The 24,312-nt window shown below is 69.5% G+C and carries 18 protein-coding genes and 2 pseudogenes; 5 read left to right on the top strand and 15 right to left on the bottom strand.

The window, feature by feature from the left end; translation table 11 throughout:
• Positions 1-87 precede the first annotated feature (87 nt).
• Positions 88-1,578: an aldehyde dehydrogenase family protein gene (locus PKO50_RS33895; RefSeq protein WP_089390022.1), complete on the bottom strand. Its 1,491-nt coding sequence runs from the start codon at positions 1,576-1,578 to the stop codon at positions 88-90.
• A gap of 145 nt (positions 1,579-1,723) precedes the next feature.
• On the opposite strand from PKO50_RS33895, the gene PKO50_RS33890 reads away from it, so the two are divergent.
• The gene (locus PKO50_RS33890) at positions 1,724-2,620 is read left to right on the top strand and encodes a LysR family transcriptional regulator (protein ID WP_109935982.1); all 897 of its coding nucleotides are present in this window, start codon (positions 1,724-1,726) and stop codon (positions 2,618-2,620) included.
• Positions 2,621-2,725: 105 nt separating this feature from the next.
• A complete protein-coding gene (gene nadE, locus PKO50_RS33885; protein WP_109935983.1) occupies positions 2,726-3,553 on the top strand; it encodes an ammonia-dependent NAD(+) synthetase in 828 nt (275 codons plus the stop codon).
• Positions 3,554-4,019: 466 nt separating this feature from the next.
• Here the strand turns inward: nadE and PKO50_RS33880 are convergent, their stop codons facing one another.
• Both PKO50_RS33880 and azu read right to left on the bottom strand, forming a co-directional pair.
• The gene (locus PKO50_RS33880; RefSeq protein ID WP_109935984.1) at positions 4,020-4,652 is read right to left on the bottom strand and encodes a hemolysin III family protein; all 633 of its coding nucleotides are present in this window, start codon (positions 4,650-4,652) and stop codon (positions 4,020-4,022) included.
• A 102-nt stretch (positions 4,653-4,754) separates the two neighbouring features.
• Positions 4,755-5,201 carry an azurin gene (gene azu / locus PKO50_RS33875; protein ID WP_089390018.1) on the bottom strand — a complete coding sequence of 149 codons (447 nt, stop codon included), beginning with the start codon at positions 5,199-5,201 and terminating at the stop codon, positions 4,755-4,757.
• 376 nt (positions 5,202-5,577) lie between these two features.
• Here azu and PKO50_RS33870 point away from each other — a divergent pair, with 376 nt between their 5' ends.
• A complete protein-coding gene (locus PKO50_RS33870; RefSeq protein ID WP_275628439.1) occupies positions 5,578-6,165 on the top strand; it encodes a TIGR00730 family Rossman fold protein in 588 nt (195 codons plus the stop codon).
• Here PKO50_RS33870 and PKO50_RS33865 read toward each other — a convergent pair.
• The 7 genes from PKO50_RS33865 to PKO50_RS33835 all read right to left on the bottom strand — a co-directional run bounded on the left by PKO50_RS33865 (position 6,162) and on the right by PKO50_RS33835 (position 13,528).
• On the bottom strand, positions 6,162-6,557 hold the full coding sequence (locus PKO50_RS33865; protein ID WP_275628438.1) for a type IV pilin protein: 396 nt from the start codon (positions 6,555-6,557) through the stop codon (positions 6,162-6,164). The genes PKO50_RS33870 and PKO50_RS33865 overlap by 4 nt on opposite strands.
• On the bottom strand, positions 6,554-10,072 hold the full coding sequence (locus tag PKO50_RS33860) for a PilC/PilY family type IV pilus protein (protein ID WP_275628437.1): 3,519 nt from the start codon (positions 10,070-10,072) through the stop codon (positions 6,554-6,556). Before PKO50_RS33860 ends, PKO50_RS33865 begins: the two co-directional genes overlap by 4 nt.
• Positions 10,069-10,650 (bottom strand): PilX N-terminal domain-containing pilus assembly protein, encoded by a 582-nt coding sequence (locus tag PKO50_RS33855; RefSeq protein WP_275628436.1) that lies wholly within the window; start codon positions 10,648-10,650, stop codon positions 10,069-10,071. Before PKO50_RS33855 ends, PKO50_RS33860 begins: the two co-directional genes overlap by 4 nt.
• On the bottom strand, positions 10,647-11,402 hold the full coding sequence (locus tag PKO50_RS33850; protein WP_158546442.1) for a prepilin-type N-terminal cleavage/methylation domain-containing protein: 756 nt from the start codon (positions 11,400-11,402) through the stop codon (positions 10,647-10,649). The genes PKO50_RS33855 and PKO50_RS33850 overlap by 4 nt, the downstream gene beginning before the upstream one ends.
• A 1-nt stretch (position 11,403) precedes the next feature.
• Positions 11,404-11,940: a type IV pilus modification protein PilV gene (gene pilV, locus PKO50_RS33845; RefSeq protein WP_109935990.1), complete on the bottom strand. Its 537-nt coding sequence runs from the start codon at positions 11,938-11,940 to the stop codon at positions 11,404-11,406.
• Positions 11,937-12,413 carry a GspH/FimT family pseudopilin gene (locus PKO50_RS33840; RefSeq protein ID WP_275628435.1) on the bottom strand — a complete coding sequence of 159 codons (477 nt, stop codon included), beginning with the start codon at positions 12,411-12,413 and terminating at the stop codon, positions 11,937-11,939. The genes pilV and PKO50_RS33840 overlap by 4 nt, the downstream gene beginning before the upstream one ends.
• 266 nt (positions 12,414-12,679) lie before the next feature.
• Positions 12,680-13,528, bottom strand: coding sequence for a mechanosensitive ion channel family protein (locus PKO50_RS33835; protein ID WP_109935992.1), 849 nt, complete (start codon positions 13,526-13,528; stop codon positions 12,680-12,682).
• A gap of 131 nt (positions 13,529-13,659) precedes the next feature.
• Here PKO50_RS33835 and PKO50_RS33830 point away from each other — a divergent pair, with 131 nt between their 5' ends.
• The gene (locus tag PKO50_RS33830) at positions 13,660-13,938 is read left to right on the top strand and encodes a BrnT family toxin (RefSeq protein WP_089390010.1); all 279 of its coding nucleotides are present in this window, start codon (positions 13,660-13,662) and stop codon (positions 13,936-13,938) included.
• Positions 13,916-14,167 carry a BrnA antitoxin family protein gene (locus tag PKO50_RS33825; protein WP_089390009.1) on the top strand — a complete coding sequence of 84 codons (252 nt, stop codon included), beginning with the start codon at positions 13,916-13,918 and terminating at the stop codon, positions 14,165-14,167. The genes PKO50_RS33830 and PKO50_RS33825 overlap by 23 nt, the downstream gene beginning before the upstream one ends.
• Positions 14,168-14,500: 333 nt before the next feature.
• Here PKO50_RS33825 and PKO50_RS33820 read toward each other — a convergent pair whose 3' ends face one another.
• From PKO50_RS33820 to PKO50_RS33800, 5 genes and pseudogenes are all read right to left on the bottom strand, one after another.
• Entirely contained in the window at positions 14,501-15,436 is a 936-nt protein-coding gene (locus PKO50_RS33820; protein ID WP_089390008.1) for a transglutaminase family protein, read from the bottom strand.
• Positions 15,436-17,934, bottom strand: a complete 2,499-nt coding sequence (locus PKO50_RS33815; protein WP_109937294.1) for a circularly permuted type 2 ATP-grasp protein — start codon at positions 17,932-17,934, stop codon at positions 15,436-15,438. The genes PKO50_RS33820 and PKO50_RS33815 overlap by 1 nt, the downstream gene beginning before the upstream one ends.
• A gap of 50 nt (positions 17,935-17,984) precedes the next feature.
• Positions 17,985-21,271: pseudogene (locus PKO50_RS33810) on the bottom strand (transglutaminase family protein).
• A 468-nt stretch (positions 21,272-21,739) separates the two neighbouring features.
• Positions 21,740-22,867, bottom strand: coding sequence for an SO2930 family diheme c-type cytochrome (locus tag PKO50_RS33805; RefSeq protein ID WP_275628434.1), 1,128 nt, complete (start codon positions 22,865-22,867; stop codon positions 21,740-21,742).
• A pseudogene (locus PKO50_RS33800) lies at positions 22,864-24,110 on the bottom strand (parallel beta-helix domain-containing protein). Before PKO50_RS33800 ends, PKO50_RS33805 begins: the two are co-directional and overlap by 4 nt.
• Positions 24,111-24,312: the final 202 nt, after the last annotated feature.

Here is a 24,312-nt window from a genome sequence, read left to right as displayed (position 1 = left end):
AGAAAGAGCCCGCCGCCTCACCCACGGCTAGAAGTCACACCCTGGTCTTGCGCTTGCAGCTTGCAGCTTGCAGCTTGCAGCTTGCAGTCAATCGAACACTATCCCCTGCGCCAGCGGCAACTCCCGCGACCAGTTCACGGTGTTGGTCTGCCGGCGCATGTAGGCCTTCCAGGCGTCGGAGCCGGATTCGCGGCCGCCGCCGGTTTCCTTCTCGCCGCCGAAGGCGCCGCCGATCTCCGCGCCGCTGGGGCCGATGTTGACGTTGGCGATGCCGCAGTCGCTGCCGATGGCCGACATGAAGGCTTCCGCCTCGCGCACGTCGGTGGTGAACACGCAGGACGACAGGCCCTGGGGCACGGCGTTGTTCAGCGCCAGCGCCTCGTCGAAGTCCTCGTAGGGGATCACGTAGAGGATCGGGGCGAAGGTCTCGCTGCGCACCACGTCGCTCTGCTCGGGCATCTCGACGATGGCCGGGGAGACGTAGAAGGCGTCGGGGAACTGCTGCTGCAGCTGACGCTCGCCGCCGAACACCACGCCACCCTCGCCGCGCGCCTGTTCCAGCGCGCCCTGCATGGCCAGGAAGCTGCGCTCGTCGATCAGCGGGCCGACCAGGTTGCCCTGCAGCGGGTGGCCGATGCGTACTTTCGAGTACGCGGCCTTCAGGCGCGCGACTATCTCGTCCTTCACCGATTCGTGGGCGATCAGCCGGCGCAGGGTAGTGCAGCGCTGGCCGGCAGTGCCCACGGCGCTGAACAGGATGGCCCGCACGGCCATGTCCAGATCGGCGCTGGGGGCCAGGATCATGGCGTTGTTGCCGCCCAGTTCGAGGATGCTGCGGCCGAAGCGGGCGGCGACGCGCGGGCCCACTTCGCGGCCCATGCGGGTGCTGCCGGTGGCGCTGACCAGGGCCACGCGCGGGTCGTCCACCAGGGCCTCGCCGGCGGCGCGGTCGCCGATCACCACCTGGCCGAGGCAGGCCGGGGCGTCGCCGAAGCGCGCCAGGGCTTTGTCGAACAGGGCCTGGCAGGCCAGCGCGGTGAGCGGCGTCTTCTCCGACGGCTTCCACACCACCGGGTTGCCGCACACCAGCGCCAGCGCGGTGTTCCACGACCACACGGCGACCGGGAAGTTGAAGGCGCTGATGACGCCGACCACGCCCAGCGGCTGCCAGGTCTCGCGCATGTGGTGGCCGGGGCGCTCGGAGGCGATGGTCAGGCCGTAGAGCTGGCGCGACAGGCCGACGGCGAAGTCGCAGATGTCGATCATCTCCTGCACCTCGCCCTGGCCTTCCTGGGTGATCTTGCCGGCCTCCCAGGACACCAGCTCGCCCAGCTCGGCCTTGTGCGCGCGCAGCTCTTCGCCGAACAGGCGCACCAGCTCGCCGCGGCGCGGCGCCGGCACCGCGCGCCAGGCGCCGAAGGCCTGGGCCGCGCGGCCGATCTTCTGCTCCACCTCGGCGGCGCTTTCCAGGCGCACGGCGCCCAGGCGGCTGCCGTCGATGGGGCTGTGGATGACATGGTCGCCGTTGGAGTAGAGGGAGGAATCCACCCCCAGTTTCTCGAGCAGTGCGGAAATCATCGCGTCTCCTGAGCCGGTCGGTTAAGCCATTGGAATGCAAGCAGTAATAACCGGCTTGCGGGCGGCCAACAAACGACGTTTCCTATGCACATCATTCCGTAAATTCATGCCAGGGGCGCCAGGCGCCCCGGCCGGACACCGAGCGATGCTGAACAAACGCCACCTGCCCTCCATGACCGCCCTGCAGTGCTTCGAAGCCGTGGCCCGGCACCTGAGCTTCACCCGCGCCTCGGAGGAGCTGGCGCTGACCCAGAGCGCGGTGAGCAAGCAGGTGGCGCAGCTCGAGGAGATGCTCCAGCACCTGCTGTTCCGCCGCGTGCGCCGGCGCCTGCAGCTGACGCCGGCAGGCGAGCTGTACCTGCAGGAGGTGCGCAAGATCCTCAGCCAGGTGGAGCTGTCCACCCGCTACCTGCTGTCCTACGGCGGCGAGACCGAGGTGCTGCGCGTGTCCACCCCGCCCACTTTCGGTGCGCGCTGGCTGATCCCGCTGCTCAACGGCTGGCGCCACCGCCATCCGAACATCCACCTGGACCTGCGCCAGGAACTGGAGCCCGACGACCTGCTGCAGCAGCGCTGCGACGTGGCCTTCTTCTTCGGCCCCGGCACCCTGCCCGGCGCCGAATGCCTGCACCTGTTCGGCGAGGAGATGCTGCCGGTGTGCTCGCCGGCGATCCTCCCGGCGCAGCCGCTGGACGACCCGCTGCAGCTGGACGAGCTGGTGCTGCTGCAGAACGCCACCCGTCCGGAGGCCTGGCACGAGTGGTTCGCCAGCCTCGACCGGCGCAGCGAGCACAGCTTCCACGGGCCGCGCTTCGACACCTTCTACATGTGCATCCGCGCCGCCCAGGCCGGCTGCGGCGTGGCCCTGCTGCCGCGCTTCCTGGTGGAAGAGGAATTGCATGAAGGCAAGCTGGTGGTCGCCTGGCCCCACGCCCTGCACAGCCGCAGCGCCTACTACCTGGCCTACCCCGAGCACGCCGCGGCGGTGCCCAAGGTGCGCGCCTTCGTCGAGTGGATCGGCGAGCACCTGGCCAGAACCTGATCCCAGCGTCCCGCGACCATCCGGGCATCGCCCGGCACGCCGCGGGCTGGTATTTTTTCCGCATCCGACAGGCGCGTCCTGTCCACAGCCGGATCGAGGAGCCCCATGAAGACCATCCAAGACACCATCGCCAAAGACCTCAACGTGCAGCCGCCCTTCCAGTCCGATGCCCAGGTGCAGGCCGAAATCCAGCGGCGCGTCCGCTTCATCCAGGATTGCCTGCGCGAGTCGGGCACCAGGACCCTGGTGCTGGGCATCAGCGGCGGCGTCGACTCCCTCACCGCCGGCATGCTCTGCCAGCGCGCGGTGGAAGAGCTGCGCGAGCAGACCGGCAACCCGGACTACCGCTTCATCGCCGTGCGCCTGCCGTACAACGTGCAGGGCGACGAGTCCGACGCCCAGGCGGCGGTGGACTGCATCGCCCCGGACGAGCGCCACACGGTGAACATCGGCCCGGCGGTCCAGGCCCTGGCCGAGCAGACCCGCGCCCTCGACGGCCTGCCCGCCGGCACAGTGGACTTCGCCCTGGGCAACACCAAGGCGCGCATGCGCATGGTCGCCCAGTACACCATCGCCAACGCCCGCCAGGGCCTGGTGGTAGGCACCGACCACAGCGCCGAGGCGGTGATGGGCTTCTTCACCAAGTTCGGCGACGGCGCCTGCGACATCGCCCCGCTGACCGGCCTGGTGAAGCACCAGGTGCGCGCCATCGCCCGCAGCCTGGGCGCCCCGGAGTTCCTGGTGGAAAAAGTGCCGACCGCCGACCTCGAGGACCTGGCGCCGGGCAAGCCCGACGAGCACGCCCACGGCGTGACCTACCAGGAGATCGACGCCTTCCTGCACGGCCAGCCGGTCAGCCCGGAAGCCTTCGAGATCATCAAGCGCACCTACGAGAAGACCCACCACAAGCGCCAGTTGCCGAAGGCGCCGTGAGCCGGCCCGACGCCGTTCCCTGTAGGAGCGAGCTTGCTCGCGAATGGCGCACCCCGGACACCGTTGGTGTTTGGATCAACGCCGTCCCCTCTCCCCAACCCTCTCCCTGAAGGGAGAGGGGGCCGTTCGGAGCGCTCGGCGAGCCCGGCATCATCCTGATACGCCCAGCTACCCTCGTCATTCCCCCGGACGCGGGAACCCAGTGACTTTGGCGCCCCACCCACCCCGAGCCCCTGTAGAGGCAACTGTCTAATAGGTTGCCGCGTTCACAAGAATGACGAAGGTACGAGGGTGGCTCCGGTCTTTCCCCCTGCAGAGGACAGCCCCCTCTCCCGCTTGCGGGAGAGGGTTGGGGAGAGGGCGCTTTTGAACCCAAAGCCTACGTCACCGGGAAACACGATTGCAGGAGCGGACCTTGTCCGCGATGGCCGGCACCACCGGCGCGCTTCGCGGATGAGATCCGCTCCTACGCCCCCCGCGCCGGCAGCACGTAGAGCCACACCGCGATGAAGTGCAGCAGGCTGCCGGCGATCACGAACAGGTGCCAGATGCCGTGCCAGTGGCGGAAGCGCTCGTCGTAGGCGAAGAACAGGATGCCGATGGTGTAGCTGGCCCCGCCGGCCACCAGCCAGGCCACGCCGTCCGGGCCGAGGGCGCGGTACAGCGGGCCCAGGGCGATCAGTACGATCCAGCCCATCACCGCGTAGATGACGATGGACAGCACCCGCGCCTCGGAGCGCGGCTTGAGTTCCTGCAGCATGCCCAGCACGGCCAGGCCCCAGACGATGCCGAACAGCGTCCAGCCCCAGGCGCCCTTGAGGCTGACCAGGCAGAAGGGCGTGTAGCTACCGGCGATCAGCAGGTAGATCGACAGGTGGTCGAGCTTGCGCAGGACCGCCTTGGCCCGCCCGCGCACGCTGTGGTAGCTGGTGGAGACGCTGTAGAGCAGCAGCAGGCTGCCGCTGTAGACCGAGACGCCGACTATCTTCAGGGCATCGCCGAGCAGGCTGCTGGCGACCACCAGCCAGGTGCCGCCCACCAGCGCCGCCACGGCGCCGAGCAGGTGGGTCCAGGCATTGAAACGTTCACCGTGATACATGCTTCCCCCTGGCGGCGACCGCAACACGAGGCGCCGCGTACAGGGATAAGGTAAAACGAAAAAGCCCGGCTGCAAGCCGGGCTTTCGTGCGGGCCGACGAACTCACTTGAGCGCGAGGGTGCCCTTCATCATCGCCGAGTGGCCCGGGAAGCTGCAGAAGAACATGTACTGCTCGCCTTCCTTGAGCTTGGAGACGTCGAAGCTCACCGAATCCTTCTCGCCGGAACCGATGATCTTGGTGTGGGCGATCACGCGGGCGTCGCCGTCCTTCAGGTAGTTCTTGTCCAGGCCCGCGGCCATGCCGTCGGCGACCACGCCCTGCATGTCGGCGGCGGTGGTCAGCACCCAGTTGTGGCCCATGACGTTCTTCGGCAGGGCGCCGGGGTGGGACAGGTTCACGGTGAAGGTCTTGCAGCTCTTGTCCACGCTGATGGCGTTGGTGTTGAACTGCATCTGGTCGTTGCCTTGAATGTCCACCGAGCATTCGGCAGCCAGCAGCGGGGCGCTGAACAGACCGAGCAGGGTGACAGCAGCGAGTTTGTGGAACATACGAGCCTCCTGGGCAGGTTGGGCGGAGAATCCGGAACGGCAGACTGCCCGATAGTCGGGCGGCGCCTGCTGATCCAGGTCAATTCGGTGCGGGCGGCGCCATGGTCTTGCCAGCATGCAGTTCTATCAGGCTGATACGAACTTTCAACGAGGCAAATTAGCGCGCCCCGTCCAGCATAGACCGCCAAGGATGCCACACACGGAGAGCATCGCCATGCCCGACAAATCGGATACAAACATGTATACAATTTTTCAGCAAGTCCTCGCATGCTATGCCCAGGGCGCCTGCGGCGGCTAGGTCGGCCATGGCGGCTTGGAGCGCGGACACGCAGCAGTTACTCTGACGACCGTTTTGACGGTCACGGAGTTCCAGGCAATGACCTTGCGTTCCATCTGCGTATTCTGCGGCGCCAGCCCCGGTGCCAGCCCCATTTACCGCGAAGCGGCCGAGAGCCTCGGCCGGCATATCGCCGAGCGTGGCCTGCGCCTGGTCTATGGCGGCGGCGCCGTGGGCCTGATGGGCATGGTGGCCGATGCCGCCCTGGCCGCCGGCGGCGAGGTGGTGGGGATCATCCCGCAGAGCCTGAAAGAGGCGGAAATCGGCCACAAGGGCCTGAGCCGCCTGGAAGTGGTCGACGGCATGCACGCGCGCAAGGCGCGCATGGCCGAGCTGAGCGACGCCTTCATCGCCCTGCCCGGCGGGCTCGGCACCCTGGAGGAGCTGTTCGAGGTCTGGACCTGGGGCCAGCTGGGCTACCACGCCAAGCCGCTGGGCGTGCTGGAGGTGGACGGCTTCTACGACCCGCTGCTGACCTTCCTCGACCACCTGGTGCAGGAACGCTTCGTCCGCGCAGAACACCGCCAGATGCTGCAGCGCGGCGCCACCCCGGCCGAGCTGGTCGACGCCCTGCAGGCCTGGAAGCCCCTGGCCGCGCCCAAGTGGGTCGACCGCACGCCGACCTAGCGCCAGCAATCCACCGCCGCCGGGCCGCGAACCCCGGTGGCGTCGAGCGTCAGGTTGCTGCAGCGGGGGTCGCTCCACTGCGGCACCGCGGTCAATTGGTAGCCGCCAGGCCCTTCCCCCAGCGCCAACCGATAGTAGCCATTGGGTGACAGGGCCTGCATGCCCAGTTGGCCGACCAGGTCGTCGCTCACCACATAGCGGAAATTCTGCGCGAAGAAGCGCTCCTGGCGTGCTGCCACCTCATGGAGCAAGGCCCGCCCCTCCGCGCGCTTGGCGCGGTTGACGTGTTCCATATAGCTGGGGTAGGCGATGGCGGCGAGTATGCCGACGATCGCCAGCGCGACCAGCAGCTCCAGCAAGCTGAAGCCGCCTGGCCGAACCTGCCGCCTCATTGCTCGACCCTCATCATCCGCCAGCTCTGCCGCCCCGGGCGGATGCCGTCGAAGAAGCGCAGCGAACCCTCGCTGCCATGGGCCAGGCCCAGGCCACTGTCGAGGTCGAAACCGATGGTGGTGCCGCCCAGGCCGGGGAACTGCAGGCCGGCGACCTTCGCGCCGCCCTCGCGGTCACGGTCGTCGATCACGCCGTTGCGGTCGTAGTCCAGCGCATCGGCCAACGGCGCCCCGCCGGTCAGCGGGTTCAGCGCCATCAGCCAGGTGCTGACGCCATCGCTGCAAGGATCGACGTTCGGCGTCAGGGTGGAGAACAATGCCAGCCGGCCACTGCCGGCCGGGTCGGCGACGACGCGTTCGCCGGTCATCGGCAGGTCCAGCAGCCAGCCATGCCTGCCCGTGCCGGAAGCGCCCGGCTTCTGCGTGGCGGGTGCCCAGGCCAGCGGCTCGTCACTGAGCGTCCGGTAGCCATCGCCGTCATCTTCGATCTGCTGGACCTGCAGGTGGCCGCGCTGCACCGTCGAGGCGCCGTCGGCCGGCTCCCCGGCGACCTGCCGGTCCCAGATGCCGTACAGGCTCATGGCCTTGCTGGTGTCGGCCTGGGCATCGTTCACCTCGAAGTACTTGCCGGTCCCCAGCAGCGCCAGCACCCCCTGGCCGGACGGGTGCCGGACCAGCCAGGGCGTCGCGCTGATCGGCTGCACCTTCTGCCTGGCATCCCGGGCCTGGAACAGCGGCCGGCCGGCCAGGCCCACCGCCTCGCCGCCGGCGCCGCGCAGGTCGAAGCGCCAGAGGTTGCCGAGCAGGTCGCCGGCATAGGCGTAGTCGACGATGCCGTCGCCATCCATGTCCGCCGCGCGCGGGCTGGACAGGCCGTTGGCGGCATCGCCGCCCTTGCTCACGTTGAGCTCGCGGATCAGCTCGCCGCTGCCGATGTCGATCAGGTAGAGCACCGCCATGTCCTGCACGCTGTCGTAGCCGTTGGCCGCCAGCACCGCCCAGCGGCCGCTGGCCAGGCGCACGATGGCCGGGCGCGGCAGGCTGTGGCCCAGGCGGGCGAACGGGCCGGCGCCGCCTTCGATTTCCCAGAGCAGTTTCGGCGCTCGCGGCTCGGTGACGTCCAGGGCGAACAGAGCCCGGCCACCGGCGCCGAGGCCGCCGACCAGCACTGTGCGCCAGGCGCCGTCGAAGAACACGTCCTCGGCCACCAGCGGGCCATCGACGAAGTAGCGGTGCTCCGTGCTGCCGTAGCGCGGGTCGGCCAGGCGGTGCAGGTTGCCCACCACTGCCGAGGGCACGAAGGCGAAGAGCTCCTCGCCCGCCTCCGCATCGAAGGCGTGCAGCATGCCGTCGTTGGCGCCGACGTAGACCACCGCCTCGCGCGCGGCCTGGGCCGCCTTGAACTCGCTGTAGGCGCCGGGGGCTTCCAGGCTGTCCCGCGCGTGGGCCGGCCGGGAGGGCGCCGCGACCAGCAGCGGCGCCGAGTTGACGATGTCGCCGAGCAGAGCGCCGCGCGTGCGGAAGGTCCCGCCCTCCAGGTCGCGCTTGCCGCGCAGGAAGCCCAGGCGCGCCTCGCCGAGCGTGTCCTTGTCGCCGGAGAGCGTGCGGTTCAGCGCGGCCTTCTGGCTGGCGTCCAGGTTGGCCCAGGTGAACTCGGCCAGGGCCCCGCCCTTGCGCATCAGGACCCTGCGCGGCGCGGTGCGCGCATCCAGTAGCCCCTTGGCACTCCACAGCGCCTCCCGGCGGCCGTCCGCCAGTTGCCGGTACTTGACCAGGTCGCCGCTCCAGTCCTCGCTGGAGAAGGACGCCGCATAGACGTGCGCCTGGTCCTTCACCTCGCCCGCCGCCACCGCCGGCCGCGCCGCCGAGGCCGTGCGGCTGGCGATCCGCGAGAGGATGCTGGCGAAGGCATCGATCATCTGCTGCGGGTCCTCGGCGCTGAAGAACTCGCCGCGGGAATTGATCGCCGCGTGCCAGAGGTCGTAGACGTTGTTGTCGCTGTCCGCGGCGGCCGCCGGCCAGGCGATGCTGCCATCGAGCAGCCCCTGGTAGCCGGGCCCCTCGAAGGTGCTGCCGGCCCACTGGGGCTTCTCCAGCGCGCGCCCGAGGCCCAGGCCCATGGTGAAGGTCACCAGGTGCTGCCAGGTCGCGGGGTTGTTGCGCGGGTCCCAGTACTGGCGCGTGGCGTCCGCATCGGCGGCGGCGATGTGGGGCGCCAGTTGGTTGGGGATGTCCTTGCGCGCATCGTTGGCCCAGTAGTAGAACGCCAGGTCGGCCAGGGTGTTGCCGGCCCCGTCCCGGTAGGGCGCGAGCGGCGCGTACCGCCTGCCATCCGGCAGGGTGACGTTGCCGCCATCGAGGTTGCCGACCCTGGAGCCCTCGCCCCCGTTCCACTTCCCGTCGGTCATCATCAGGTGGTAGCTGGGGCGGCAGGCGAACTGCGGTTGCTTCTGCCCACCGGGCTGGAAGTCGTAGGCCGGCCCGTCGCGCTTGGCGATGAACTTGCCGGCCCGGTCGAGCGCGACGCGCAAGGGCGTGGCGGTGTTGTAGTTGATGTCCCCCAGCCAGCGGAAGAAGTTCGCCCGGCCCTGGCTGGCGAACGGCCGGAACTGGTTGCTGCCGCTGTAGCTGACGCCGTTGCAGCCCCGCGAGGCATCCAGGGTGGTGCAGTTGCTCAGGTCCTGCCAGGTCAGCCGCACGCTCTCGGGCAGGCTGTTGAAGGCCAGGTTGGCGGCGCTCTGGGTGGCCAGGGCACGGTTGCGGTAGAAGGCGTACCAGATGGCGAAGTTGCGCCGCTCGTCGCGGCCGCCGGGCCCGGAACTGGCCGAGACGTTCACCAGGCGGTAGCAGTTGTCGTTGTCCAGCCTGCAGTTCTTCTGCAGGCTCGGGTCATACCGGTAGTAATAGGCCGGCACGCCCTTGCGGGTGCGGTCGTCGGGCCTCCAGCCGCCGGTCTTGAAGTCGGCGGCGGGGTTCTCCGCCAGGTGGTAGATGCGCCCCGTGCTCCCGCCATAGTTGGTGCTGCTGTTGAAGTTGGTGGCCTGGCCACCGGTGGGGTCGTATTGCCAGCTCACCCGATAGTCGCTGGACAGATCGACCGCACCACGCATGCCGCTGAAACCGTTGACCTGCACCCGCCTGAAGTTGAACTGATCGCTGTCGCTGATCCGGTAGTCGCTGACCCTCAGGGCACCGTTGACGAACTCGACCTTCTTCGGCACCTGGTAGTCGATGTCCGGGTTGTAGTACATCGGGTTGTAGCTGGCCGACTTCGCCCGCCGCGTATTGCGCACCCTCGTCGATTCGTAGCCGGTGACGTCGGGCACGAAGGCCCACTTCATGCTGTTGGAGTTGTCCATCGTCAGGATCAGGTTGGGCGCCACCGTCTGGGTGAGGAACAGCGGCTGCTGGCTGATGTTCAGTTGCGCGGCGCCCGCCGGCGCGGCCAGCCAGGGGCGGCCATGCCGACGATGAAAAGGTGCAGGTGATGGCGAGGGTTCATCGGCTCTCCTCAATTGGCATAGCGCCGGGCGAACACCGACTGCAGGATGACCGGCGTGCGCCCGGCATCGCCGCTGGCGAAGGCGTCGACGTAGTAGTAATCGGTGCGCAGCTGCGGCTCGCCGAGGTTGCCGAGGTTGAGGCCGCCGCCGTCGCTGGCGAAGAAGGCGGCGTGCTGGCGCAGCCTGTGCTCGAAGCGGCTCACGTTGTCGGAGCCCAGGTAGTCGACGGCGTTCTGCGCCTGGCCCCACCAGGCGTCCGGGTCGTTGCCCCAATGCCACCGCCAACGCTCGTCGCTGACGCTGCGGACGCTGGTGGCGAGCAGTACGCAAAGCCCCTTGCGATCGATGCAGCTGGTGCCGCGGCCGTCGTCTTCCCGGGTTTCGCGGGCCAGGCGCCGCTCCACCTCGCGCAAGGCCGACTCGGCGGCGTTGAAGGTGCGCGCCAGTTCCGCGCGGTTGCCGGCCAGGCGGCTTTCCAGCTGGCTGGCGGTGATGCCGGCCAGGGCCAGCAAGGTCATCATCAGCAGCATGACCAGCGCCACCATGAGCACGGCGCCGCACTGGGCCTGGGCGCTCGGGCGGGGGCTCATGGGCTCGGGTTCCTCAGGGCGACGCCGGCCAGGCCGATCTGCAGCAGGCGGCCATCGTCGGCGGGGATGGCCGGCTTGCGGCCGCTCAGCGCCTCCCAGTCGTCCAGCACGTCGCTGGCGATGCCGCCCTGCAGGCCCCGCTCGCTGGCGAACAGCAGGTACAGGTCGAGCAGCTGCACCTTGTCGCCGGCCTTGGGGACCGGCTGGAAGCTGAAGTCCACCAGGCCGTCGACCAGCACGCCGGTGGCGCCCATGCTGCCTCCCTCCAGGGCGGATGCGCAGCCCAGTTCTCCGGTGGTGCGGTCCAGCGTCAGGCGGGCCAGCACGGTGGCCGGCGCCGCGGAGAAGCCCAGCGAGGCGCCGCTGCAATCCACCTCCTCGGCCTCCATGCCGCGCTGGTAACGCACGCACAGCGCGGCGCCAGCCTGGCTGGAGGCCAGCGCCACCGTCTGCCCCGCGGCGAACGCCGGGCAGCCCCTGCCGGCCGGGCGTGGCGGGAAGGCCTCCGCGGGCATCTGCAGCTCCGGCCTGGCCCGGTAGCCGGCGCGGGCCACCAGGCGCTCGATGGAGGCGGCGGCGAAACGGGCATTGCCCTGGTTGGCCAATTGGCCGAACTGGGACTGGGCGTGGCGCCTCTGGTCGAGGAACAGCTGGGTCACGCCGAGGATCAGGAAAGCGCCGAGCAGCAGCGCCACCATCAGCTCGACCAGCGACAGCCCCCGCTGCCGACCGCGCAAGTGGCAGGCCCGCATCTCAGGGCTCCGCCCGCAGCACGTAGCTGCACACGCTGTCGTTACACAGCCTGGAACGCTCATCGACCCAGGCGACGCGGATCATCACCAGGCTCCCTGCCCCGCTCGAACAGGTTTCGGCCGGACCGCTGCGGCAGACCACGAACTGCCTGGCCAGAACAGCCGGGGTGACCGGCAGCAACCGCTCCACCCTTTCGCGCCAGCAATGGAGGTCGGCCCTGGCGACCTCGGCGCCGCCACCGCCGCGATTGCGCGAGGCGCAGTTGGCCGACTGCGACGGAAAGGCCACGTTCTCCGCCTTGAAGTAGTCGGACTCGCCATTCAGCTGGCCCGCCGCATCGAACAGCGCGTCGCGGTTGCTGCGCATCAGCTCCAGCAGCTCCTCGGCGAGCATCACCGCATTGCTGCGCAGGTTCGCGTCGACGCTGTGGCGCATCGCCTGCCCCTGCAGGGCGAGCATGCCGAGGGCGCCGACGGCGACCACCAGCAGCGCCACCAGTACCTCGATCATGCTGAAGCCGCGATGCGCCCGCCTCATGCCCCGCACCTCCCGCCGGCGGGCAGCTTCACCCGGCCGCTGCCCTGGACCCTGAGGTGGCGGCAGGACGCCTGGCTGCCCCTGGGGCAGACGCTGATGCAGAAGTCGCCGCGCACCGCGCCACCCATGCTGCCGTCGGCACGGAACTCGATTGCGGACCGCGGCGCCTCGACATCCACTTGCGCCAGCCCCGCCTGCTGGCGCAGGAGCCCGGTGCCGGCGCGCACCTCCAGCGGCCCCGCCCAGCCATCGGCCTGGGCGGCGCGGACGGACACCGGTCGGCCCCGCGTGGCCGCCTCACCACGGGCGTAGAGCAGCAGCGCGTGCAGCTGTTCCGCCGCCACCTGCGCCTGCTGGTTGCGCAGCAACTGGTTGAAGGCGGGCACGGCGAGGCTGGCAGCAATGGCCAGGAGCGCCAGGCAGACCAGCAGTTCGATCAGGCTGAAGGCGGCGGGTAGACGGAGGTTCGGCATGCTGGCCCCGGATGGCGGACGATGCGACCGGCAATCGAGCGGTCGCTGCCTATCCAGGGTGCGATGGTTGGCAATGGAGGATATGCCGGACGCATCCCTAACCTCAGCGGGATGTTCGCCACAAGTGCAAACTGAAACGTCTTACATAAATGGGAAAGGGACTACTAAAAGACCGGCCATCCCCCGCTAGCAACCACCCATCGGTTTTGCTCGCGGGAACGCCCGGGGCAGCCGTGGTGGCCGCCCCCGGCGCCTGGGCGGCGGGTTCAGCCGCCGGCCTGCTGCACGATCACCGTCTGCGCCGGCATCGGCGCCGGGAAGCCGGTGCCCAGGGCCTCCTTGATGGTGCGGTTGGTGTCGAAGTAGACCTGCCAGTAGTTGTCGTTGTGGCAGTACGGGCGCACCGCCAGCACCGGGCCGACCAGGTTGAACTCGAGAATCTCGACGTCCACCGGCGGCTCGGCGAGCACGTTGGGGACCTGCGCGATGCGTTCCTTGAGCAGCGCCGCGGCAGCGGCGTAGTCGGCCGCCCCGGACAGCTGCGCCTTGAGCTCGACGCGGCGGAAGTCGTTGTGGCTGTAGTTCTGGATGGTGTCGCCGAAGATCTTGTTGTTGCCCACCAGGGTCATCACGTTGTCCGGGGTGTTGATGGCGGTGACGAACAGGCCGATCTCCTTGACCGTGCCGGTGACCCCGGCGGCGGTGATGAAGTCGCCGACCTTGAACGGCCGCAGGACGATGATGAAGCCGCCGGCGGCGAGGTTGGCCAGCAGCCCCGACCAGGCCATGCCGATGGCCACGCCGGCCGCGGCGATCAGCGCCGCCAGGCTGGTGGTCTGCACGCCGAAGTAGCCGAGGATGCCGATCACCAGGACGATGTTGAGGGTCACGGTGATGAAGGAGCCGACGTAGCGCAGCAGGGTCGGGTCGACGCTCTGCCGGCCCAGGGCGCGCTGGACCATGCCCACCGCCATGCCGATCAGCCAGCGGCCGATCACCCAGAAGGCGATGGCGGCGAGGATCTTGATGCCGAAGGCCAGGGCGTACTGCTGCACCAGCGACCAGATTTCGTTGAACTTCTCCGTACCCACATTGACGATGTTCGTGTCGCCCATTGCCTGGCCCATCCGTTGATTGGGAAATGACCAGGGAAAAGCTAGCACGCCGTTTGCAGCTTGCCCGGACAGGTGCTCAAGCACACTGGAAGCGCTATAGTGTATTTACAACTGTAAATACAGGATATCCCATGCAGTTCGAATGGGACGAGGCCAAGAACCAGGCCAACATCCGCAAGCACGGTATCGATTTCCGCGACGTGCCGGAAATCTTCCAGCACCCGCTGCTGGCCTTGCGCGATGACCGACTCGACTACGACGAAGAGCGCTGGATCGCCATCGGCTGGCTCCGGCGGCTCGTCGGCGTGGTGGTCTATACCGAACGACGGGGCGAGGTGATCCGCATCATCTCGGCGCGCAAGGCCACACGCCAGGAGGTGAGGCGCTATGTCGAAAGCATCGAAGACTGATTGGAAGCGGCTGGTGGAACAGGGCGACGATGCCATCGACACCAGTGACATTCCCGAACTGGGCGAGGACTTCTTCCGCCACGCCGAACTGCGCGTCCCGGCCAAGCAGACCGTCACAATCCGCCTGGACGCGGACGTGCTGGAGTGGTTCAAGGCCCAGGGCAGCGGTTACCAGACGCGCATCAACCAGTTGCTGCGCCGCTACATGGAGGCCCATCGGAAGGCCTGATGACGGGGGCGATGGGTATCGCTTCGCTCCACCCATCCTACGACGGCGTTTTTCCTGCAGTTGTCCTCGGGCACCGGTGTTCCGGTCGGCGGCGGATAACCGCGAACGGTTATCCGCCCTACGCCCATGGCGGGCTTGGCGTAGGGCGAATAACGCCCCGCGTTATCCGCCGCTTGACCTTCGCCCCATGCCGCTCGGTGCCGAGCACGAAGCCGCCCCCAAGCCGCGCCAAGCCCAACCACGAAGTTGCCGGCAAGGAAGGTGAAACGGCGGATAACCGCGAACGGTTATCCGCCCTACGGTCGGGCTCAGCCATCGCGGATCAATCCGCGCCTACACCGCCAGCTCCCAATGCGGCATCACCGTCACCCGCACCTCCGGATCGTGGCTGCCGCCGCCGAGGATCACCCCGCGCAGCGGCGAGACGTCGGCGAAGTCGCGGCCCCAGGCCAGGGTGATGTGTTCCAGGGCCGGGAGGATGTTGTTGGTGGGGTCGAAGTCCACCCAGCCGTTGGCCGGGCAGTACAGCGACACCCAGGCGTGGGAGGCGTCGGCGCCGATCAGGCGCGGTTGGCCGGGTGGCGGGCGGGTCAGCAGGTAGCCACTGACGTAGCGGGCGGCCAGGCCGCGCGAGCGCAGGCAGGCGAGCATCAGGTGGGCGAAGTCCTGGCACACGCCGCGGCGGCGTTCCAGCACCTCGATCAGCGGCGTCGCCACTTGGGTGGCTTCGGCGTCGAAGGCGAATTCGTCGAAGATCTTCTGCATCAGCGCCGCCGCGCCTTCCAGCAGTGGCCGCCCGAGCGGGAAGCAGTCGGCGGCGAACTCGGCGAACTGGCGCTTGATGCGCACGTAGGGCGATTCCATGCGGAAGCGGCAGGCTTCCAGTTCCTCCGCCGACAGGGCGCGGCCGCTGAAGGCCAGGCCGGCGACTACCCGTTCCCAGGCCGGCGAAGCCTGCAATTGCAGCGGCGGGCGCTGCAGCACCTCGACCTGCAGGCGGGCGTTCACCTGCAACTCGTCGTGGGGGCGTTCGAAGGCCAGGCGCGTCAGCGGATTGCCGAACACGTCGAAACCGTCGCTGCGCTGGGTGGGCTGCGGCTCGATCTGCAGTTCGCGGCCCAGGCAGCGCTGCCAGGGGCATTCACGTGGCCACAGGTGCAGCAGCTGCTGCGACAGCGACACCGGCGCGGCATAGCGGTAGCGGGTGTCGTGGAACACCTGGTAGCGCGCCACTTGCGCGGGGGCGGGGCGGAGCTGGGCTTCGGCCATCAGGTGGATACCGTGCGCTGGCTGATGTCGTCGACGTGGGCGAAGTAGCGCAGGCCCAGGCGGTCGGAGACCTGGCCGGCGCCTTGCGCCAGTTCGCGCAGCAGGCGCGCCAGGCCGGCGAGCACCTCGTCCTGCCCGGCGCTGCCGAACAGCGCGTTCTCCAGGGTGGCGAAGTCGAAGGCCAGCAGGCGCGCGGTGAGCAGCGTCAGTTCCTGCTCGCGGGGCATGCCGAACTCCTGGTGCAGGCGCTCCAGGGAGCGCTCCAGGGCCTGCAGCTGGAAGTACAGGGCGTGGGGGTTCTGCTCGTGCAGCAACAGCAGGTCGAGCACCGGGATCGCCTGGGGCCCGGCGAGGTAGCGCGAGCGGTAGGTGATGGTGCTGTTGCCCAGTTCCAGCAGCCACTCCAGGGCGCCCGGGTCCCAGGCCGCGCCGCCGTCGAGGAAACCGGCGATGGCGTCGGCGAAGAACTGGATGCGCTCGATGCGCCGGCCGATCATCAGGAAGCGCCAGCCGTCGTCGCGGGTCATGTCGTCGAGGGCGAAGCCGGACAGCGCCGCCAGCGACATCAGCAGGCGGTTGAGGAAGTCCAGGGCGTCGCCCAGTTCGGTGTCGCGCGCGTCCAGCGCCTGCAGGTCGCGCTGCAGTTCCATCAGCGCCAGCCAGTTCTCCCGCGACAGCCGCCCGCGCACCTGGGCGGCGGCCCAGTGCAGGCGGCGCAGGTTGGCGCTGAGGCTGTTGCCCCAGTGCTCGTCCAGCAGGGCCGCCAGCAGGCGCTGTTCCAGCGGTGCCTCGCCCTGGGGGACCAGGCCCATGGCGCCGGCCAGGTCCAGCGCGCTGCGCAGGGCCTGCTCGTCGCCGTCGGCGTCGACGTAGCGCGACAGCACCACGCGCAGCAGGCGCGCGTCGTCGTCGCAGCGCTCGGCGTAGCGGCCGAACCAGTAGAGGTTCTCCACCACCCGCGAGGGCAGGTACGGGTCCTGCCGGATCAGGTCGCGCGCGCCTATGTTGCGCGGCCGCAGGGGCTCGCCGTGGACCGGGCGGTCGGCCAGCACCCAGGTGTCCTTGCTGGCCCCGCCGCGCTGCATGGAGACCACCTCGGCGTCCGCCGCCGAGGCCACCCGCGTCAGGCCGCCGGGCATCACCCAGTAGCGCCCGTCGCTGCCGGCCACGGCGAACACGCGCATGCCGATGGCGCGGGATTGCAGCTCGCCGCGCGCGCCGCGTTGCTGCCAGACCGGCGCCTGGGACAGCTGCGCCTGGCGCTGCGCCACGTAGGCATGGGGCTGCGCGCGCAGGCGCTGGCTCAGCTCGGCGCGGGCCGCCGGGCCCAGAGTGTGGCCGAACAGGGGTTCGAAGCTCTGCGAGGGGAAGGCCGGCTTGATGACCAGGCGGTCCAGTTCGGCCAGCGCCGTGTCCAGGGCGCCCGGCTCGCCGCACCAGCGCGTCTGCACCGCCGGCAGCAGCAGGTCCTCGCCGAACAGCGCGCGGCTGGCCGCGGGCAGGAAGCCCAGCAGCCCCGGCGACTCCAGCACGCCGCTGCCCAGGGCGTTGGCCACCAGCACGCGGCCGCGGCGCACGGCATCCAGCAGGCCGGGCACGCCGAGAGCGGAGTCGGTGCGCAGTTCCAGGGGGTCGCAGAAGTCGTCGTCCAGGCGCCGCAGCACCGCATGCACGCGCTTCAGGCCGCCGAGGGTCTTCAGGTACAGGGTGGCGTCGCGCACCGTCAGGTCGTGGCCTTCCACCAGCGGGAAGCCCAGCTGGCGCGCCAGGTACAGGTGCTCGAAGTAGGTCTCGTTGAAGCGCCCCGGGGTCAGCAGCACCACCAGCGGCGTCTCGCCGTCGGCCGGGGCGCAGTGCGCGAGGGTTTCCTGCAGGGTGCGGAAGTAGCCGGCCAGGTACTGCACGCGCAGTTCACGGTACAGCTCCGGCAGGGCGCGGGAGATGATCTGCCGGTTCTCCAGGGCGTAGCCGGCGCCGGAGGGCGCCTGGGTGCGGTCGGCGAGCACGTGCCAGCGGCCGTCGGCATCGCGTGCCAGGTCGACGGCATAGCTGTGCAGGTAGATGCCGCCGGGCACCGGCAGGCCGCTGCAGGGCCAGAGGAAGTTGGGGTGGCCGTAGACCAGCTCGCTGGGCAGCACGCCCTCGGCGAGCAGGCGCTGCTCGCCGTAGAGGTCGGCCAGCAGCGCATTGAGCACCCGCCCACGCTGCGCCACGCCGGCGGCGATGCCCGCCCACTCCTCGGCGGACAGCAGGTTGGGCAGCAGGTCCAGCTCCCAGGGGCGGTCGGCGCCCTTGGGGTCGGCGTAGACGTTGTAGGTCACGCCGTTTTCCTGGATCTGCCGCGCCAGCAGGGCCTGGCGCTGCTCCAGCTGCGCGGCGCTGGCGCGCTCCAGGCGCTGAACCAGGCGTTGCCAGTGCGGGCGAACGCCGCCCGCGGCGTCCAGCAGTTCGTGGTACGCCGTGGCGGACAGCGGGTAGTGGGCGAGCAACTCGGACATCAGGGACTCGGCGTGCAAGGCGGCCTGTTCACTTTAGCGGGCGGCGGCGCTCATGTCCGCCGCAGGTCGAGGGTCATCGGCAATTCGGCGTCGGCGCGCGGCGCCTCCACGCTCATCTTGCCGGGCGTGTGGCCATGCCGGAAGAAGCGCGCCAGGCGCCGGCTCTCGGCCTCGTAGGCGTTCACCGGGAAGCTGTCGTAGCTGCGCCCGCCGGGGTGGCTGACGTGGTACTGGCAGCCGCCGAGGGAGCGTTGCATCCAGGTGTCGACGATGTCGAAGACCAGCGGTGCCTGCACGCCGATGGTCGGCTGCAGGCAGGAGGCCGGCTGCCAGGCGCGGTAGCGCACCGCGGCGACGTATTCGCCGACCTGGCCGGTGGGCCGCAGCGGCACCGGGCGACCGTTGCAGGTGACCACGTAGCGCTCCGCGGCCATGCCGCTCACCTTCAGTTGCACGCGCTCCAGGGACGAGTCCACGTAGCGCACGGTGCCGCCGCTGGCGCCCTCCTCGCCCAGCACGTGCCAGGGCTCCAGGGCCTGGCGCAGTTCCAGGTCGATGCCCTTCACCGCGTAGTCGCCGTATTTCGGGAAGCGGAACTCGAAGTGCGGCGCGAACCAGTCGCTGCGCAGCGGGTAGCCGAAGGCGTTGAGCTCGTGGATGACGTCGGCGAAGTCCTGCTCGACGAAGTGCGGCAGCAGGAAGCGGTCGTGCAGCTCGGTGCCCCAGCGCACCAGCTTCGGCGGCGCGTAGGGCTCGGCCCAGAAGCGCGCCACCAGGGCCCGCAGCAGCAGTTGCTGGGCCAGGCTCATGCGCGCGTGGGGCGGCATTTCGAAGGCGCGCAGCTCCAGCAGGCCGAGGCGCCCGGAGGCGCTGTCCGGCGAGTACAGCTTGTCGATGCAGAATTCGGCGCGATGGGTGTTGCCGGTGACGTCCACCAGCAGGTTGCGCAGCAGGCGGTCGACCAGCCAGGGCGGGCAGTCGGCGCCCGGCTCGGGCATCTGCGCAAAGGCGACCTCCAGTTCGTAGAGGGCGTCGTTGCGCGCCTCGTCCACCCGCGGCGCCTGGGAGGTCGGGCCGATGAACAGGCCGGAGAACAGGTAGGACAGCGAGGGGTGGTTGTGCCAATAGCTGACCAGGCTGCGCAGCAGGTCCGGGCGGCGCAGGAAGGGCGAATCCGCCGGGGTGGCGCCGCCGAGGACGAAGTGGTTGCCGCCGCCGGTGCCGACGTGGCGGCCGTCGACCATGAACTTCTCGCTGGACAGCCGCGACTGGCGCGCCGCCTCGTAGAGGAACTCGGTGCGCTCGGCCAGCTCGTCCCAGTTCGCCGAGGGGTGGATGTTCACTTCGATCACGCCCGGGTCGGGGGTGACGCGGAAGTTCACCAGGCGCGGGTCGGCCGGCGGCTCGTAGCCTTCCAGCAGCACCGGGCAGCCCAGCTCGCCGGCGGTGGCCTCGATGGCGGCGACCAGCTCCAGGTAGGCCTCAAGTTCCGCCAGCGGCGGCATGAACAGGTACAGGCGGCCGTCGCGCGGCTCGGCGCAGAGCGCGGTGCGGGTGATCCAGCCGGCGGACTGGTGCATCAGCGGCTGGCGCGTGGCGTCCGGCCCGCCCGGGGTGCGTTCGCGGCTCGGCTGCTGCATCTGCGCGGCGCGGCGCAACGGCGGCTGGGCCACGCTCGGGTCGGCCGGGTTGACGTAGGGATAGTCGGCTTCGCTGGCCCAGGGCTGCGAATCCAGCGGCAGGCGGTAGCCCATGGCCGAGTCGCCGGGAATCAGCCGGCAATGCTCGCCGCGCAGGAACCAGCGGCCGCTCTCCCAGGAGTCGCCGGCGGCGCTGCGGGCCAGCGGCAGCACCTGGCCGACTTCCTCGCCCAGGCCGCGCTCGAATACCTTGCACAGGCGCTCGCGCTCCAGCGGATCGCTCAGGCGCGCGTCTTCCGGGGTGACGTTGGCCGGCAGCCGGCGTTCGCGCCAGAGGTAGTAGAACCAGTCCTCGTAGGCGGCGAACAGGGTGTCGCCGGACAGCCCCAGGCGCCCGGCCAGGCGGCGCAGGAAGCGTGCGGCCAGGGCGGCGTCGGCGCCGTAGCTGCGGCCTTCCTCGGCGTAGAGCATGGGGTTGTTCCACAGCGGCTCGCCGTCGCGCCGCCAGAAGCAGTTCAGCGACCAGCGCGGCAGCTGTTCGCCGGGGTACCACTTGCCCTGGCCGAAGTGCACCAGGCCCTTGGGTGCGTAGTGGCGGCGCAGGCGGTGGAACAGGTCGGCGGCCAGGCGGCGCTTGTTCGGGCCCAGGGCGGCGGTGTTCCACTCGGGGTCGTCGGGATGGTCGATGGCGACGAAGGTCGGCTCGCCGCCCATGGTCAGGCGCACGTCCTGCTCGGCGAGGTCGGCGTCGATGCGCGAACCCAGCTCGCGGATCGCCTGCCACTGTTCCTCGCTGTAGGGCTTGGTCACCCGCGGCGCTTCCCACACGCGCTCCACGCGCATCTCGTGGCTGAACGTCACCTCGCACTCTTCCAGCGCGCCGCTGATCGGCGCCGCCGAGGACGGCTCGGGGCTGCAGGCCAGGGGGATGTGGCCTTCGCCGGCGAACAGCCCGGAGGTGGGGTCCAGCCCCACCCAGCCGGCGCCGGGCAGGTAGACCTCGGCCCAGGCGTGCAGGTCGGTGAAGTCCACCTCGGTGCCGCTGGGGCCGTCCAGGGACTTCTGGTCGGCGGTGAGCTGGATCAGGTAGCCGGACACGAAGCGCGCCGCCAGGCCCAGGTGGCGCGCCAGCTGGACCAGCAGCCAGGCCGAGTCGCGGCAGGAGCCGGAGGCCAGTTCCAGGGTCTGCTCGGGCGTCTGCACGCCGGGCTCCATGCGGATCAGGTAGCGCACGTCGCCGGCCAGGCGCTGGTTCAGCGCGACCAGGAAGTCCACGGTGGGGCTGGCCTCGCGCGGCACCCCGGCGAGGTATTCGGCGAACCGCGGGCTGGCCGGCTGGCGCGCCAGGTAGGGCGCCAGCTCGCGCTGCTCGTCGGCGCCGTAGGCGAAGGGGAACTGCTCGGCGTAGGGCTCGAGGAAGAAGTCGAAGGGGTTGAACACCGCCATCTCGGCGACCAGGTCCACCTCCACCCGCAGTTCCTCGGTCTTCTCCGGGAACACCAGGCGCGCCAGGTAGTTGCCCTGGGGTCCTGCTGCCAGTTGATGAAGTGCTTGCCCGGGGCGACCTTCAGCGAATAGCCGAGAATGCGCGTGCGGCTGTGCGGCGCCGGGCGCAGGCGCACCAGCTGCGGGCCGAGGTTCACGGCGCGGTCGTAGCGGTAGTGGGTGACGTGCTGCAAGGCGACATGGATCGACACGGCGGGCCTCCTGCGGGCCTGGGCGACACAGCTTCCGCGCAAGTCCCGTGCCAGCCGCCAGGGGCCGTAGAACGGGCTGCGCACGGGCGCCGGGCACCATCGCGGGCCCAGGGGCGCATGCCGGGCACGGGAGCGCACGGAAATGGGGCGCCCGGTGGGGATAGCCTAGACCTTGGGGTGTGACAGGGGGAGAAGGTTGGGTGGTCTTTCGTTGGAGCGAGGTTGCTCGCGAACGGGGGTTGGCTGGGGATTTTGGGCTGTAGAGCGCCCTCTCCCCAACCCTCTCCCTGAAGGGAGAGGGGGCTTGTCCGTGCCAACGTCAACAATGGCTTTAACCGGAAGCGCCGGAGCTGCCGGCTGACTCGGGAATACCCAAGCGCTCCGAACGGTCCCCTCTCCCTTCAGGGAGAGGGTTAGGGAGAGGGAGCGGAGTCCCCCACGCACCGACGTCGCATGGAAGCTCCGGCGTCAGCTACAACTCCCCGGCAACGAAGCGATCCAGCGCTCCAGCACCTCCAGCCCTTCCTTGTGCACCAGCGCGCGCCCCAGCTCGGGCATCATCTCCCCGGGCTTGTCGCTGCCGACGCGGTAGGTCAGCACCGACAGCTCCGGGTGCCCCGGGTGGATGTCCTCGCGGCGCCCGCCGGTGCCGCCGCCGGCCGCCACCGGTTGCTTGCAGAAGCCGTAGTTCACCCCCAGCTCGGCGTGGGCGTCGAGGTACAGGCCCGAGGTACGCGCCGCGCCCTTGGGGTTGTGGCAGTGGCCGCAGTTGGCGTCGAGGTAGCTGCGCGCCTGCTTCTCCAGACTCTCGCCTTCGCGCGGGTGGCCCCACAGGGCGTTCTGCGGCACCTGCGCCAGTTCCGGCAGGCCCTGCAGGAAACCGCGCGCCTGCCAATGGCGCAGCTGGTTGTCGCTGCCTTCGGCGTAGGCGAAGTCCTTGTTCAGGTGCCGGGCCTTGGGCCCCAGCGGGGCGATGCCGGCGCCCTTGGTCTCGGCGTGGCACTCGGAGCACTGGTTGGCGTCCGGCACCATGTAGGTGAAGGCCACCTTCTGCCCGGCTGCATCCCGCAGCTCCAGGGCCTGGCTGTCGCCGGCCAGCTCCAGGCGGGCTTCCTTCTGCCCGGCGTCCCACACGTAGGGCAGCGCCGTCCAGCCGTCCTTCTGCTTCACCAGCACGCGGGTCTCGACCAGGCGCACCTTCGCCAGGTCCAGGCCCTGCTGCGGGTCGCGGTCGTCCTGGGCGTTCTCCAGCAACTGGCCCTGGCCGTCGGTGGGGTAGTAGAAGGTCTTGGTCAGCACCGTGCCCAGCGGGTAGTCGAAGTGGTCGTCGGCGTATTTCGCCGCCTGCCCTTCGGGCATCCACACCGTGCGCAGCTTGTGCGCGTAGTCGGTGAACAACGGAGTGTTGAGGTCGTAGGGCAGCACCTCGGCGGCAGGCTTCAGGTGGCCCTCGCCCAGGCGCAGCATGCCCCAGCCGCTGAGGACCTGCGGGTAGTCGTCGCCCTCGGGCTGGTAGCGCGGCTTCGCCTCCTGCCCGCACCCGGCCAGCGCGACGGCCAGGGCGAGCGACAGCCAGGCGCAGGCGGCTCGCGTCATGCCTTGCCCCCCTTCTCGCCCAGGCCGGCCTGTTCGATCTTCGGCAGCGGCTTGAGCTTGCAGCGGTGGCCGCTCATGTCGGTGCTGATGTTCTTGTAGCCGTTGGGCCCGTCGACGTTGACGATGCCGGCGTCGCCGTTGTCGATGCAGATGGCCAGGTCGTCCGGCAGCTTGCCGTCGACCAGCTTCTTCTGGTTCACGTAGCCGTCCCAGAGGATGTCCGGCAGGCGCCCGTTCAGGCCGAACTTGGCGATCTTCAGCGCCTTCAGCTCCAGGTGGTCGGGCTGTCGCCGCCGGGACCGAAGGTGTTGCCGTGGATGTAGATGCCCTCGGGGTAGGGGTCGAAGTTCGGCTGCGTCGCCTTGTCCGAGTAGTTGGTGCTGTAGTAGCTGCTGATGATGACGTTGGCGGTCTTGTGGTCGCCGATCCTGTTGTCGAAGATCTCCACGTCGTCGTTGGAGTTCACCACCACCCCGGAACCGGCCGGGACGCTGGCCACCGGCGTGCCCTTGTGGCCGAAGTTGTCGTGGTTGTTGCCCTGCACGTCGTTGTTGAACACCCGGCTGCCACGCCCCGGCTGCTGCAGGTTGGGCATGTTGAAGACGAGGATGCCGCCGGTGTTGCCGGTGGCGACGTTGTCGTAGACGTCGGCGCCGATGGTGTTCTCGATCTCGATGCCGGCGACGTTGCGCTCGGCGCGGTTGTTGCGCACCACCACGTTGCGCGACTGGCCGACGTAGATGCCGGCGTCGGACGCGCCTATCGCCACGTTGCCGTCCAGCAGTACGTTCTCGGTCTGCACCGGGTACAGGCCGTAGGCGCCGTTCTCGGTGGCCGGGCCGTTGGTCCACTCGGTGCGCACGTTGCGGATGACGATGTTCTTCCCGCCCAGGACCTTGAGCGCGTCGCCCTTGCTGTCCTCGATGGCCAGGTTCTCGATGGTGAAGTCCGAGGCGTCCACCAGCAGGCCTTCGGCGCCAGCCTTCTGGTTGCGGAAGCTGAGGATGGTCTTGTCCATGCCGTCGCCGCGAATGGTGATGCCGTCCACCTTGAGGCTGAGGCCGCGATCGAGGTGGTAGGTGCCGGCGGGGATCGCGATGACCTCGCCGGGCTTGGCCTTGATCAGCCGGGCCTGCAAGTCTTTCTGGAAGTCCGCGCTGACCGCGGCGGTGGGTTTGTCCTGCTCGCCGCAGGCGGCCAGGAGCACGGCGAGGCTGAGGAGGGACAGGGCGGCGCGACGCATGGCGGGGTCTCCGGTCTTGTTTTTATGATTTTGGAACTATAGTACCAAAATGTTTCTGTGAATAGACCGGGTGCAGTCGTCTCCCTGTAGGAGCGAGCTTGCTCGCGAACGGCGTTTCCCGGATACGCTGGTATCAGACCGACCTCCGCCCCCTCTCCCCAGCCCTCTCCCTGAAGGGAGAGGGGGCTTGTCCGTGCCGAGA

The organism is Pseudomonas sp. 273 (assembly GCF_029201425.1).
In the GTDB taxonomy this organism is placed as follows: domain Bacteria; phylum Pseudomonadota; class Gammaproteobacteria; order Pseudomonadales; family Pseudomonadaceae; genus Pseudomonas; species Pseudomonas delhiensis.
This window is presented reverse-complemented; position numbering and strand designations above follow the sequence as displayed.

What these genes read in the sequence shown, in the direction of transcription:
- PKO50_RS33895 (WP_089390022.1), bottom strand. Translation starts at nt 1,578, where the DNA reads ATGATTTCCGCACTGCTCGAGAAACTGGGGGTGGATTCCTCCCTCTAC.
- PKO50_RS33890 (WP_109935982.1), top strand. Translation starts at nt 1,724, where the DNA reads ATGCTGAACAAACGCCACCTGCCCTCCATGACCGCCCTGCAGTGCTTC.
- nadE (WP_109935983.1), top strand. Translation starts at nt 2,726, where the DNA reads ATGAAGACCATCCAAGACACCATCGCCAAAGACCTCAACGTGCAGCCG.
- PKO50_RS33880 (WP_109935984.1), bottom strand. Translation starts at nt 4,652, where the DNA reads ATGTATCACGGTGAACGTTTCAATGCCTGGACCCACCTGCTCGGCGCC.
- azu (WP_089390018.1), bottom strand. Translation starts at nt 5,201, where the DNA reads ATGTTCCACAAACTCGCTGCTGTCACCCTGCTCGGTCTGTTCAGCGCC.
- PKO50_RS33870 (WP_275628439.1), top strand. Translation starts at nt 5,578, where the DNA reads ATGACCTTGCGTTCCATCTGCGTATTCTGCGGCGCCAGCCCCGGTGCC.
- PKO50_RS33865 (WP_275628438.1), bottom strand. Translation starts at nt 6,557, where the DNA reads ATGAGGCGGCAGGTTCGGCCAGGCGGCTTCAGCTTGCTGGAGCTGCTG.
- PKO50_RS33855 (WP_275628436.1), bottom strand. Translation starts at nt 10,650, where the DNA reads ATGAGCCCCCGCCCGAGCGCCCAGGCCCAGTGCGGCGCCGTGCTCATG.
- PKO50_RS33850 (WP_158546442.1), bottom strand. Translation starts at nt 11,402, where the DNA reads ATGCGGGCCTGCCACTTGCGCGGTCGGCAGCGGGGGCTGTCGCTGGTC.
- pilV (WP_109935990.1), bottom strand. Translation starts at nt 11,940, where the DNA reads ATGAGGCGGGCGCATCGCGGCTTCAGCATGATCGAGGTACTGGTGGCG.
- PKO50_RS33840 (WP_275628435.1), bottom strand. Translation starts at nt 12,413, where the DNA reads ATGCCGAACCTCCGTCTACCCGCCGCCTTCAGCCTGATCGAACTGCTG.
- PKO50_RS33835 (WP_109935992.1), bottom strand. Translation starts at nt 13,528, where the DNA reads ATGGGCGACACGAACATCGTCAATGTGGGTACGGAGAAGTTCAACGAA.
- PKO50_RS33830 (WP_089390010.1), top strand. Translation starts at nt 13,660, where the DNA reads ATGCAGTTCGAATGGGACGAGGCCAAGAACCAGGCCAACATCCGCAAG.
- PKO50_RS33825 (WP_089390009.1), top strand. Translation starts at nt 13,916, where the DNA reads ATGTCGAAAGCATCGAAGACTGATTGGAAGCGGCTGGTGGAACAGGGC.
- PKO50_RS33820 (WP_089390008.1), bottom strand. Translation starts at nt 15,436, where the DNA reads ATGGCCGAAGCCCAGCTCCGCCCCGCCCCCGCGCAAGTGGCGCGCTAC.
- PKO50_RS33815 (WP_109937294.1), bottom strand. Translation starts at nt 17,934, where the DNA reads ATGTCCGAGTTGCTCGCCCACTACCCGCTGTCCGCCACGGCGTACCAC.
- PKO50_RS33805 (WP_275628434.1), bottom strand. Translation starts at nt 22,867, where the DNA reads ATGACGCGAGCCGCCTGCGCCTGGCTGTCGCTCGCCCTGGCCGTCGCG.